The sequence below is a fragment of the Campylobacter concisus genome, from assembly GCF_003048605.1.
GTDB classification, from domain to species: domain Bacteria; phylum Campylobacterota; class Campylobacteria; order Campylobacterales; family Campylobacteraceae; genus Campylobacter_A; species Campylobacter_A concisus_BM.
Genome location: NZ_PIRX01000002.1, coordinates 87084 through 99924 on the forward strand (window position 1 = coordinate 87084; position 12841 = coordinate 99924).

12 protein-coding genes are annotated in these 12841 nt (G+C 39.3%); 7 read left to right on the forward strand and 5 right to left on the reverse strand.

Annotated elements, in window-relative coordinates; genetic code table 11:
* Window positions 1-4: 4 nt before the first annotated feature.
* The 3 genes from CVS86_RS09845 to CVS86_RS01735 are packed head-to-tail and all read left to right on the forward strand — an operon-like array spanning window position 5 to window position 2346.
* Window positions 5-163, forward strand: coding sequence for a hypothetical protein (locus CVS86_RS09845; protein WP_199906500.1), 159 nt, complete (start codon window positions 5-7; stop codon window positions 161-163).
* Window positions 164-209: 46 nt separating this feature from the next.
* Entirely contained in the window at window positions 210-1304 is a 1095-nt protein-coding gene (locus CVS86_RS01730; protein ID WP_012140570.1) for a GGDEF domain-containing protein, read from the forward strand.
* Window positions 1297-2346, forward strand: a complete 1050-nt coding sequence (locus CVS86_RS01735) for a GGDEF domain-containing protein (RefSeq protein WP_107790771.1) — start codon at window positions 1297-1299, stop codon at window positions 2344-2346. The genes CVS86_RS01730 and CVS86_RS01735 overlap by 8 nt, the downstream gene beginning before the upstream one ends.
* 25 nt (window positions 2347-2371) lie before the next feature.
* On the opposite strand, the gene CVS86_RS01740 is transcribed toward CVS86_RS01735, so the two are convergent.
* From CVS86_RS01740 to CVS86_RS01750, 3 genes are read right to left on the reverse strand one after another with little or no spacing between them, the layout of a single operon-like run.
* Window positions 2372-3664: a TRAP transporter large permease gene (locus CVS86_RS01740; protein WP_107790772.1), complete on the reverse strand. Its 1293-nt coding sequence runs from the start codon at window positions 3662-3664 to the stop codon at window positions 2372-2374.
* A gap of 11 nt (window positions 3665-3675) precedes the next feature.
* Entirely contained in the window at window positions 3676-4218 is a 543-nt protein-coding gene (locus CVS86_RS01745; RefSeq protein WP_107790773.1) for a TRAP transporter small permease, read from the reverse strand.
* Window positions 4218-5210, reverse strand: a complete 993-nt coding sequence (locus CVS86_RS01750) for a DctP family TRAP transporter solute-binding subunit (protein ID WP_107790774.1) — start codon at window positions 5208-5210, stop codon at window positions 4218-4220. The genes CVS86_RS01745 and CVS86_RS01750 overlap by 1 nt, the downstream gene beginning before the upstream one ends.
* Window positions 5211-5680: 470 nt before the next feature.
* Here CVS86_RS01750 and sodB point away from each other — a divergent pair, with 470 nt between their 5' ends.
* Window positions 5681-6298, forward strand: coding sequence for a superoxide dismutase [Fe] (gene sodB, locus CVS86_RS01755; RefSeq protein WP_107790775.1), 618 nt, complete (start codon window positions 5681-5683; stop codon window positions 6296-6298).
* A gap of 930 nt (window positions 6299-7228) precedes the next feature.
* Here the strand turns inward: sodB and CVS86_RS01760 are convergent.
* Window positions 7229-8395, reverse strand: a complete 1167-nt coding sequence (locus tag CVS86_RS01760) for a MalY/PatB family protein (protein ID WP_107790776.1) — start codon at window positions 8393-8395, stop codon at window positions 7229-7231.
* 88 nt (window positions 8396-8483) lie between these two features.
* Here CVS86_RS01760 and CVS86_RS01765 point away from each other — a divergent pair, with 88 nt between their 5' ends.
* The 3 genes from CVS86_RS01765 to tpx all read left to right on the forward strand — a co-directional run bounded on the left by CVS86_RS01765 (window position 8484) and on the right by tpx (window position 10839).
* On the forward strand, window positions 8484-8939 hold the full coding sequence (locus CVS86_RS01765; protein WP_107790777.1) for a DIP1984 family protein: 456 nt from the start codon (window positions 8484-8486) through the stop codon (window positions 8937-8939).
* Window positions 8940-9156: 217 nt separating this feature from the next.
* A complete protein-coding gene (locus CVS86_RS01770; RefSeq protein WP_107790778.1) occupies window positions 9157-10299 on the forward strand; it encodes a trans-sulfuration enzyme family protein in 1143 nt (380 codons plus the stop codon).
* A gap of 9 nt (window positions 10300-10308) precedes the next feature.
* Window positions 10309-10839: a thiol peroxidase gene (gene tpx / locus CVS86_RS01775; protein WP_107790779.1), complete on the forward strand. Its 531-nt coding sequence runs from the start codon at window positions 10309-10311 to the stop codon at window positions 10837-10839.
* A gap of 6 nt (window positions 10840-10845) precedes the next feature.
* Here the strand turns inward: tpx and CVS86_RS01780 are convergent, their stop codons facing one another.
* Entirely contained in the window at window positions 10846-12714 is a 1869-nt protein-coding gene (locus tag CVS86_RS01780; protein WP_107790780.1) for a nuclease-related domain-containing DEAD/DEAH box helicase, read from the reverse strand.
* Between the last annotated feature and the right edge of the window lie 127 nt (window positions 12715-12841).

Below are 12841 nucleotides of genomic sequence, written 5' to 3' on the forward strand. Positions count from 1 at the left end.
AAAAATGAGTAATGATTTTGACTATGAAGAGGTAGAAGAAGACTACTCTGAATTTAACGATGAGGATGAGGATAGTGGCGATAGCTATGACTATAACTACGACGAAAATGACTACAACTATGAAGATAGCGATGAGGATGAGGATAGTTACGACTCGTATTAAAATGATCTAAATTAAATTTAATGGATGAAATTAACGGAGAGAATGCTTGGTACAGGAATTTATAGAGCAAGATAGCTATAAGGCTATCGATGACATTTACAAAACGATATTAAACGTAGCGATAGTAAGTAACGCCTTTGTCTTGATCGCGCTTTGTAGTTTTTACTTTGACTTAACGATCATTTTTATCTGTTTTTTATTTCTTTCTATTAGCACTGCTTTAAGGATTAGATTTAATATCAAATACAGATTTTTAATCTCGGCCATCTTTCAACTAAATGTCATCACCGCAGTTATCGCTGGCGTTGTTGGCATGGGCTGGAGCTCTAATATATGGATAACACTCCTTGGCGTTATCTTTATAAACTACTTTTTGGCTTTTAACCAAAGACTTCTTACCTACTCTGTCTGCCTTCTTGAGCTATTTGTCCTTTTGTGGCTATATCTTACATATAAAGATAAAGTAGTTGAGATAGACATCATGGTACAAATAGGCTCAACCTGTATAAGCGTTTTCTTTACTTTTTACCTGGTCTTTAGACTTTCGTTTTTCTCTGATGCGATCACATCTAGTGGCTACAAACAGATCAGCGAAGAGAAAGAGGAGATAGAGAGAATTTCTAAGTATGACTTTTTAACCGGTCTTTTAAATAGACGCTCTATCGAAAGAACGCTTAGATATGAGCTAAAAGAGCTTAGAGAAAAAAGCAGTGACGCAAATTTAGTCGTCATGCTAGGAGATATAGATAACTTCAAAAAGATAAATGACACCTACGGACACGACTGGGGTGATAAGGTCTTAAAAGAGATCGCAAGGGCCTTGCAAGATACTTTTAGAGAAAATGACCACATTTGTAGGTGGGGCGGAGAGGAATTTCTAGTTATCTTGCCTGAAGTTAAAACCGAAGACGTAAAAAAGGTAGAAACCAGACTTGGCACAAGGATAGCGCAGGTAAAGTTACCTGATAAGAGCTCAGTAACCATGACCTTTGGTCTAGTCCTTTGCGCAAATGGCGTTATAACTGATATCGACACAGTCATAAACAAAGCTGATAAAAAGCTATATGAGGGTAAGAAAAATGGCAAAGACCGCATCGAGTATGAGATCATGAAGGCAAATAAGGACAAAGACAATGCCTAAAATTTCACTTTATATCTCACAAAAGATCATCGTCTTTTCGCTTCTAGCTGTACATACTTTTTACCTAGTTATGTTCTGCCTCATGGGCGAAGAAATTTTGGCTGTGGCAAACATCCTTTCTGTTAGCATATATCTTTTTGCACTAAAGATACTCTTTGATAGTGAAGAGAACAACAAGATCGTGATGCTCATCTTGCAATTAGAAATTTTACTCCACGCCTCACTTTGCGTCTTTATCCTTGGACTGGGCTGGGGATTTGAAATTTTATTTTTAACATCAACTATTAGCCTCTTTTTCTTATCAGTTAGCTTTAAAATGTTAAGCAGAATTATCTCTTTGCTAGATATCGCAGCATTTTTACTTTTTTATCTAGTGATAGATCTACCAGCAAAGGACGATCCTTTATACAAAGAGATATTTTTTGTATTTAACCTAACTGCATCTTGCGTATTTGCTGTCTTAACCTCATTTTTGCTAGAGAGCTCAAATTTATTTATATTCTTAGGCATCTTAGAAGAGAAAGAGTCTGCTAAAGCTGTCTTTAACCACGACCCACTAACTGGACTTTTAAACCGAGCTTCAATGCAACAAATTTTTAGACAAAAGAATTTATTTGACGGCAATGACTTTGCTATCGTGATGTGTGACATAGATAACTTTAAAAAGATAAATGATACCTACGGACACGGCGCAGGCGATGAAGTGCTAAAGAGCCTTTCTAAAATTTTCAAAAATGCTTTTAGAAATGAAGATAGGGTTGCAAGATTTGGCGGCGAGGAGTTTTTGGCTGTTATCTTTGATGTTAAAAAGGCAAAAGCAGTTAGTATCTTAGAGCGTATCAGAGAGACGCTTAATCAAAATGTCGTTGAATTTGAAAACCATAGGATCATAGCTACTATGACCTTTGGCGTCGTGGCTCACAGTGGCCATACTGAGGTAAATATCGAGCGCATGATAAAGCAAGCTGACGAGCTACTCTATGTCGGTAAGCGAAATGGTAAAAATATCGTTATGAGTGCGGATTACGATCCAAAAGGATAAATTTAGAGGCCTAGGCCTCTAAATTTTAATGTCCATACATTATGTTTGGTAGCCAAAGCGAAATTTGCGGTATATAAGTAACCAAGATAAGGCCAAAGAACAAGGTTAGCGTCCATGGCAAGCACGCCACGATGACCTCTTTTAAGTTCATATTTGTAAGACCGCTTGCGACAAATAAATTTAGTCCAACAGGCGGAGTGACCATACCTATCTCCATATTTACAACCAAGATGATACCAAAGTGAATAGGATCGACGCCTAGTTGCGTAGCTATCGGAAGCAAGAGCGGCACCATGATCATGATAACGCTTGAAGGCTCCATAAACTGACCCATGATAAAGAGCAAGATATTTACAAATATCAAAAATCCTATCATGCCGATATTTGCGTCAAGTATCATCGATGCGATCGCTTGTGGGATCTGCTCACTAGTTAGCAAATATGCAAAAACAACGGCATTTGCGATGATGAAAAATATCATAGCTGTTGTAAGGGCTGAGTCTAGGCAGATGTCCCAAAGATCTCTTATCTTTATATCTCTATAGATAAAAAGTGAGATAAATAGCGCATAGACCGCACTTGCCGCAGCTGCTTCAGTCGGAGTGAATATGCCTCCATAAATTCCGCCAATGACTACTACAACGATCAAAAGAGCCCAAAATGCTTTTGCAAATTTCTGCACTCTTACTTTAAATGGCTCAGCCTTAGTCGCTTTAAATCCAAGCTTTTTTGCGCCTACATAAGTTTGAACTAACATAAAAGCTCCAAGCATAAGACCTGGCACGACGCCAGCCATAAAGAGCTTGCCGATACTAACCTCTGCCGTTACGCCATAAACTATCATAACAACTGAAGGTGGGATCAAAATTCCAAGCGAGCCAGCCGTAGTTATGCCGCCCACTGCGTACTCTTTTGGATAGCCAGCCTCTTTTATCGCTGCAAACATAATTGAGCCAATGGCTACAACCGTCGCAGGCGAGCTTCCAGAGACGGCTGCAAAGATGATGCAGGCAAATATCGCGCTCATAGGCAAGCCACCTGGCAAGTGTCCGACCATAGACTTTGCAAAGTCGATGATACGCCTTGCTGAGCCGCCTTTGCTTAGTAAATTTCCAGCCAAGATAAACATCGGGATCGCCATTAGCGAAAATTTATTGATACCATCGAAAATTATCTGCGGGATCATAGCGATAGTATCGCCATCAAAATCTGTGAAAAATATTATCGTCAAAACCGTGCTAGCTCCAAGTGAAACCGCTACTGGCACGCCTATTAGCATCAGCGCAAAAAGCAGGATAAATAAAAATGCTATTGTCATCTTTTTTCTCCTTAGTCTTTGACTACGCTACCATGAGCTAGCTCGTGCGCTTCGTTGCTTACGACCTTTGCTGCTGGAGTTAGAGCCACTTTGATAGCCTTTTCAGCCGAGCGGTAGCTAGCTGTGACAAAGGCAATTGGAAGCACTAACATAGGGACCCATTGAGGTATGCCAAGGTCTATTATCATCTGATCCATCTCGTGCAAGGCTTTTAGATAATCAACCGAATAAACCGCGATAAATATCAAAAAGACAGTTGTTAAGATATGCGAAAAGAGTAGGCACGCCTTTGCAAGCGCTGGTGGAAATTTCTCCACCAAGATAGTTACACTTACGTGGATGCCCTTGTTAAAGCCGTATGCCGCGGCAAAAAACGCCGACCATACAAATAGGTAGTTTGATAGCTCGCCCGCCCATGACCAGCTTTTGTCAAAAAAGTATCTAGCCACGACGTTGGCAAAGGCTAGTAGTGTTCCACTAGCTAGCCCTAAAACGGCGATAGTCTTATTGAGCGAGACTATCACTACATCAAGAACGTTAAAGAAATTCTTCATTATTTTGTCTCGATTGTTTTTTCTATAAGCTCTTTGCCGATGACGTCGTAAAATTTAGGATAGATAGCCTGCATAGTCTTCTCCCACTCAGCTTTTTGTGCGTCGTCTATCTTGAAAATTTCTAGCTTTTTAGTCTCTGCTATATATTTTTCAAGCTCGGCTATGACGTGAGCGTCCTCTTTAGCTGTCTCTTCTCTCTCGTAAGCTGTAGCCTCGCTTAGAGCCTGTTTTACATTTGCTTTTAGATCATCTGGTAGTTTGTTCCAAAATTTATCACTCATAACGACTAGATAGCCTAGATATCCGTGGTGAGAAAGTGTAAGTGAGCTTTGAACCTCGTGAAATTTAGAGTTATAGAAATTTGAAAGTGGGTTTTCAGTAGCATCAACTACGCCTTGTTGAAGTGCAGAATAAACCTCTGAAAATGGTAGAACTTGTGGGTTGCCACCGATCGCTTTGATCTGCTCTTCAAGCACTTTTGAGCTTTGGATTCTAAATTTTTGTCCTTTTGCATCTTCTGGAGTGAGGATAGGCTTTTTGCTTGAGCTAAAGTGCTTAAATCCAGCATCCCAGTAATCAAGCGCTACAAAGCCCTTCTTAGTCACAAGACCTTTTAGCTCCTCGCCGACCTCGCCGTCTTGGACCTTGTGAAGGTGGTCTGCATCTTTAAAGATGAAAGGTAGGTCAAATAGCTGAAACTGCGGTACAATAGGTGTAAATTTAGAAAAGCTTGGAGCTGCCATTTGAACGTTGCCAAGCTTTAGCGCGCCAAATACTCTATCATCATCAAGTAGCTGAGCTGATGGGAAGACTTGAACTTTTATCTTGCCGCCACTTAGCTCCTCAGCACGCTTTGCAAAAAAGTCAGCCGCTTTGCCCTTTGGCGTAGAAGCTGCGACAACGTGAGCAAATTTGATCGTATAGACCTTATCAGCACCAAATGCTAAGCCACTGATGGCACATGTAAAAAGTAAAGCTTGTAAGAATTTCATCTTTCATCCTTTGTAATAGTTTTGATAGGTGCATTATAAATTTCAAAAATAAAAATTTAGAAATTTTGTTTCATAAATTCACATATCTTTATTTTTATATGTGTATTTTTGTAACATTTTTGATCTAAAATGGATAGTTTTTGCTTTGTAAATTTAACGTAAAAATTTATTTATCATTTTTATAGTCTATTTTTGTTACGTTTCTACACATATTTTTATATTATTTTTTACATTTAGAGAAATTTAAATTTACTTTTCTCACTTTTACAAAGCCAAATTTGCTCTTTTAGGGTATAAAATTTCACTCTTTTAACCACAAATTTATCAAGTAAATTCGCTTATCATTTATAATTGAAAAATTTAGCTTTTATAAAAACGCCCTATTTTTGGCTTAAATTTTGAAAGATTTTGTTTGTTAATCTTTTGTGGCTATAATGCGAAATAACAAATTTTATTATTAAGGAATTATTATGTTTGAACTAAGAAAACTTCCGTTTGACGCAAACCACAATGCAGTAGTAAGTGCTAAAACCTGTGAATACCACTACGGCAAGCATCACGCAACCTATGTTGCAAATTTAAACAATCTCATAAAAGATACAAAATTTGCTAATGCATCATTTTACGAGATCTTAAAAAATAGCGAAGGTGGCCTTTACAACAACGTCGCACAAGTTTATAACCACGACTTTTACTGGGACTGCATCGCTAAAAAAAGCGAGATGTCAAGCGAGCTAAAAGCTGCGATCGAGGCAAATTTCGCGAACTTCAAAGAGGAGTTTTTAAAAGCAGCTACAACGCTTTTTGGCTCAGGCTGGGCGTGGCTTGTATTTGATCCAAGCAGTAAAAAGCTAGAGATCGTGCAAACTAGCAACGCAAAAACTCCAGTGAGCGATGGCAAAGTGCCACTTCTAGTAGTTGATGTGTGGGAGCACGCTTACTACATCGACAACTTCAACGCTCGTCCAAAATACCTAGAGACATTTTATGAGAACATAAACTGGGAATTTGTAAGCCAAGCTTACGAGTGGGCGCTAAAAGAGGGCCTTGGCTCAGTTGAGTTTTACACAAAAGAACTACATAAATAATATCTGGCGGGAGCTCCCCGCCTTTAAATTTCTGCTTATATTTAAATTTAACTATCAAATTTATCATTTTAAAAGAGTGAAATTTCTTGTTTTAGCAAGTGGTCTTTTTATAAATTTACAGCCAGAATGAGCTAATTCATCTTTAAATTTCTGCTTTTATATAAACTTTAAAATCATCAAATTTCTAAGCAAAATCACTTTTAAAAAATAATACGAGTTTAAACAGCTCAAATTCTCGTTTTGACAAAATGGCTTCTTTTAAATTTAACACTATGGCGAGATATTTCACTTTCAAATTTCTATTTTTCAAATTGAATTGCTAAATTTAGTAAGCAATAGGCGCGATATTTATAGCTTTGAAATGACATAAAATACTAGTTTTAGCGACCGCCCTATTTTGGTGCAGTGGCTTTTACTTTAAATTTAGCGCTATAAAACAAAACCAAAACAACTTCACGCCTTTAAATTTAAAACCACCCTGATACTCAAAATGATCACGGTCTTTACTGCTTTGAAAATACCTCTAAGCATTCGCGTTCAAAGGCTTTTTGCTTTAAATTTAACGCAAATCAAGATCAGCGGCAACTATCTTGCCCTTAAATTTCTATCTTTCAAATTTAAGTTGCTAATTTATGATCCAAAGCTACTTAAAACTTCAAAACAACTCCCAAACGCGATCAAGACACTCTTGTTGGCATCTAAGGCATGCTAGCAAAAAATAAAATAGTAAAAAACTGGCTTTATAAGCTGTATTACTAAGACCAGGCAACTCCATGTTTAAATTTAAGCCACCGAAAAATTAGCATAGGCTCTTTAGGCTTTAAATTTATCAGTAAAATTTATTAGAAACAAGGGAGGTAAAAAATACCCCCAGTAGCTATTTTGTATCAAGCAAGGGTGGCTTAAATTTCAAAGCCACCCAGCCAAAATTTATCTCTTTGAAGTGTATAAATTTATCCCATTTTGTAAGCGTTTTAGCCCTTCAAGCACCCTCTCATGCTGCGTTGCGATATTCATACGAAGGAAAAATCTATCTCCTCTGTATGCGTTGCCGTCATTTAGCCAAAGTCCAGCTTTATCGCGCAAGAAATTCATAAACTCACTCGAATCCTCGCAAAACGCACTGCAGTCAAGCCACAAAAGGTAGGTCGCACTCGATGGTAGAAGCTTTACTGGTAAATTTTGCTCTTTTATAAAATTTGCAACGACCTTTTTGTTTTCAAAAAGATACTCTCTAAGCTCATCAAGCCACGCCTCGCCATCGTTAAAAGCGGAGATTGCTGCGATGATCGCAAAGGCATTTGCCTCGCCGACCTCATCGTAGTTGATAGCAGCATTTAGTCTTGATCTGATCTTTTCATTTGGTGTAACGACGGCCGAGCTTTGAAGCCCAGCTATGTTAAAAGCCTTTGTAGGCGATATGCACGTGATCGAGTTATTCTTACACTCCTCACTCACGCTGATAAATGGCACGTAGCTTAGCCCTGGATCAGTTATGTCGCAGTGAATTTCATCGCTGATAACCAAAACATCGTGCTTGTAGCAAAGCTCGCCTATCTTTTTAAGCGTCTCTTTGTCCCAAATTTTGCCTATTGGATTGTGAGGGTTGCAAAGAAGCATCATAGTAGTTAGCGGCTGGGCTAGCTTTGCCTCGAGGTCGTCAAAATCGATCTCATAAGAGCCATTTTTATAGACAAGGTCGTTTGATAAAATTTCACGGCCGTTGTTTTTTATGCAGTTAAAAAAGACGTGATAGACAGGCGCTTGCACTAAAATTTGATCTCCTGGACTGCTAAATCTCCTAATAGCAGTCGAGATGGCCGGTATAACGCCAGTGCAAAAGCACATCCACTCGTTCTCTAAGCTCACATTGTGACGTCTTTGCCACCAGCTCTTTATCGCCTCGTTCCACTCTTTTGGGATGAACGAGTAGCCAAAGACACCGTTATCAAGGCGCTTTTGCAAGACGCTTAAGATCTCAGGTGCGGCCTTAAAGTCCATATCCGCAACCCACATCGGCAAAACATCGCTCTTCATACGCCATTTTGATGAGTTGGTGCCTTCTCTGCTTACTAATGTGTCAAAATCGTACTTCATAGCTTTTCCTTAAATAAAATTTTAAATCAATTATAACCCAAAAGATACTAAGATGATTTAAAAATTTAATACCAAAAAAGGAAAAATGATGAAACTAGCTCAGGCTCTCATCCTAAGATCTGACACGCAAAAGCGCATCGAACAGCTAAAAGTTAGATTGCTTTGCAACGCAAAAACGCAGGAGAATGAAAGTCCAAGCGAGGATCCAAAGCTTCTTTTAAAAGAGCTTGACAAGCTAACAAGTGAGCTTTTTAGGCTCATTTGCTCTATAAATTTAACAAACTCGAGCGCAAAATTTGATGGTATGAGCCTCACTGAGATGATCGCTAAAAAGGACGCTTTGGTGCTAAAAGCAAACGTGCTTAGGGAGTTTGCCACGAGTGCTAGCCAAAAGATCGATCTCTACTCAAACAGCGAGATCAAAATTTTAAGCACGGTCGATGTGAGCGCACTTCAAAAGCAAGTAGATGCGCTTTCAAAAGAGATCAGAGAGCTTGAGATGAAGCTTCAGGAGGCAAACTGGGCGGTTGATCTAGTAGAGTAAAAATTTATGGTAAAAATTTAGCCAAAAGCGAGTAAAAACCAAACACTAGGGCTTGCGAAGACCAGGCAAAAGCTTAAATTTAGTCTTAGCAATCTTACAAATGCAAATTTAAAAAGCACTTTTACTACCACTTACTGGTTTGGCTATATTTTGGGTGGGTTTGGGGAAAATTAATTTTTATCATGTAAAATTTCGTAAATTTTTAAAAAGGAAATTTATGAAACTAGACACTCTCGTCGTAAAAGGCATCGAAGCCAAAAACAACCCAAACAAAGCGGTTGTTCCGCCAGTATTTTTAGCTAGCACCTTCGTGCAAGATGACCTTGAAAATTTTCAAGAATTTGCCTACTCACGTGGCAACAACCCTACAAAAAAAGCATTTGATGATATCTTCGCTAAAGTCGAAGGTAGCAAATACGCATTTAGCTTTGGTTCAGGCATGGCAGCAACAGCAGCCGCACTTAGCCTTATAAAAACGGGGCAAAAAGTCCTGCTAAATAGCAACGTCTATGGCGGCACTTATAGATATGTCACGACTGTTTTTGAAAGCCACGGCATAAAGAGCGAATTTATAGATGATCTAAATTTTTTAAGCGAAGATGACATAAGCGACAACGTGGCAGCTATCTTCATCGAAACTCCCTCAAATCCTCTCTTAAGAGTGACTGATATCGCTAGAATTTCAAAGATCGCTCACAAAAAGGGCGCTCTAGTCATCGTGGATAATACATTTTTGACGCCTTACTATCAAAAAGTGCTTGAGCACGGAGCTGACATCGTGGTATATAGCGCCACAAAATATATCGGCGGACATGCTGACGTGATCGCTGGTATCGTCACGCTAAACGATGATACTTTGGCTGAAAAGATAAAATTTGCTAAAAACACGCTTGGTGGCATCATCAGTCCGATGGACGCATACTACCTAATACGTGGGCTTAAAACTCTTAGCGTTAGGTTTGACAGACAAACGCAAAATACCCATAAAATCATCAAATTTTTAGAGGATAGTGACGCCGTTAGCGTAGTGCATTTCCCTGGCTCATATAGCGAGCAAGAGGCAAAGATGCAAGTAGCTCAAGCAAGCGATATCGGCGCTCTTATCTCATTTGAGCTTGATGAAAAATATGATGTAAATAAATTTGTAAAAGCGCTAGAAATTTTTGATCTAGCAGTGAGCCTTGGCGGCGTAGAGAGCCTTATCTGCAGGCCTGCAACGATGACACACGAGGCATATCCAAAAGAGGTGCTAGATAAGATCGGCATAAAGCAAAATTTGCTTCGTCTAGCCATCGGCATTGAAAATGTCGATGATCTAATAGCTGACCTTGATCAAGCGTTTAAAAAAGCTAAAAGATAAGGAGAAATCATGGCAACTACAAAATTTAAAGGCAGTGAGGTAAATTTAAGCGGAAATGAGCTATTTGTTGGCTCTTATGCGCCTGAGGCAAGAGTCGTAGCGCAAGATCTTAGCGAATTTAGCGTGGGCGGAAATAACGGCATAGAGGTGCTTGTCTGCTTGCCTTCACTTGATACTGGCGTTTGCGCGGCAGAAGCACGTAAATTTAACGAAAAAGTAGCTGGAAAACAAGGCGTAAAACTTAGCATTATCTCAAACGACTTGCCATTTGCGATGGGGAGATTTTGCACGACTGAGGGCATAGCAAACCTGCGCGTGGGAAGCGACTTTAGATACGGCGAATTTGCCCAAAACTACGGCATGCTGATGAGTGACGGGGCGCTAAAAGGCCTACTTGCAAGAGCGGTCTTTGTCATCAAAGATGGCGTCATTATCCACAAGCAAATCGTCCCTGAAGTGACCCAGGAGCCAAACTACGACGCAGTTTTTGACGCGATAAAACAAAGCGACGGATGTGGTTGCGGCTGCGGCTGCCATTAAAATTTACTATGCAAAGAGCCCAGCTATGATGGCAAAGAGCTGACTGCCCGTCACCACTAGCTCACCGACCTCTTTTACATCTCTTAAAACTGGCTTTATAGAGGCTAGTTTTAGGCTAGACTTTGTTTTTTTATGCTCATCTGGCTCTGGCAAGACTTGGGTCAAATTTGCGTATTTTTTGATGATCTCTACCACCTTTTTTATCTCATCTGGCAAATTTTCATCCAAATTTTTAGGTAGCGAGATATATAAATTTTCACGGCTTCTAGTTAGTAAGACGTAAATTTTCCTATAAAAAAGCGCCCTTTCATTTTTATATATGGTCTGCAAAAACGGTAAAAAGTTGTGGATGATGACATTTTGCGCCTCAAGACCTTTAATGGACTGCATCGTCAAAACCTCCACGTTTTTGCCCTCTGGCAAGACGCTCTCTTTTATGGCATTTACAGCGACCTTGCTGCTACTTAAAACGACGCTTGTTTCGCCATTTGGCAAGGAATTTAGGCACTTTTTAAGCTCACTAAATTCATCAAGCTCGACCACTTTTATGCTACCATCCTGCAAAATACACTGGATGTCTGAGATGAAGTCTTGATTTAGATAAAAGCTCTTTTTGTAGTAGTCATTTATCGCAGAGTCCTTTTGCAAGATCTCAAATGCGCACCTAGCGATGTTTGAAGGCGTTCGGTAGACATTTTTTAGGTTTTTCACGCGTCCTCTCATGTCGATGCACTCAAATTTTGGATGGTGAAAGATATCGGCGATATTGTTCATCGTGTATGTGTAAAATTTCTGCGCCTCGTCGATGAAAAATATGCAGTCTTTTATCTCCTCGTATATGACGCGCATAAAGCCAGCTGGCATATCCTGAGTCTCGTCACAAAGGACGTAGTCGATCGGATGCTTTGCAAGGTGGGCTTTAAATTTTGCTCTAAACTCAGCAATCGCTTCGTCGGTTTCGTAAATTTGATACTTTTTGCTGATGTTTGTATTTTCATCCATGCCAAGCTTCGCTTCATCAAATTCTATACGTTTTAGCAGCGATATTATCGGATAGACAGCGATGTTTTTGTTTATAAATTTATCGCCAAAGCATGATTTGATATTTTGGGCCAAATTTTTATTAAAGCAAAGCACAAGAAATTTCTCATTTTCGTCACGCTCAAGCCTGTTTGCGACAAAATTTGCAAGTATCATCGTCTTGCCAGTGCCTGCAACGCCCCTGATCACGCGAAACCCGCCAGTGTAGCCATTCATGATACTAAGCTGCTTGTGATCAAAAAACATCACTTCATCTTTCGTGATTATCGGGATTATCTTTTGTTTTAGCCTGCTTTGATTGACAAGCATTTCTGAAATTTTAAGAAACTCTTTTTTGTTTGGCAGCGTGCTAATAGAGGAGTTGAAAAATTTAGCAAAGATGCCCTCGTCTGTTAGATCGTCCTTGAAAAAGGTGTGATTTTTTAAATTTAGATAGCTTGGATTTTTCGCGTAAAATTTACTAGCCTCGGCCTTGCTAATGGAGGGGAAAATGACCCTGTACTCGACATTTATAGGCACTTTTTTGAGTTCTGACTCTATCTTTGCAAGAAGCATTCTTTGATAAATTTTCACCTGCTCGTAAGGGTTATTTTCATCCATTTGCTCAAGGTCGCTCCAGTTTTTCACCTCGATGACATAAATTCCAAGCGCTGGATGGAGCAAAAGCAGGTCTATCTCTCTGGATGAGCCAGCAGGATCGTCGATGCTCGCCTTTGGGATGAGATAGTAGTTTTCATCGCCCTTTTGATTTAAAATTTTACCGATAGCCTCGAGCACATCGGCCTCACCCTGCTCACCTTTAAAGATCTTACTAAAAATACTTTTTATGTTCATAAACCACTCCTTTAAATTTTTAACAACTTTGGTATTTTATAAATTTTAATCTTAGAGTTTGAAGCCGTACATTGTTATAATTTAGCTTGAGGCTAAATTTAAGCCTTGTGGGTGAATTTAAAATAAC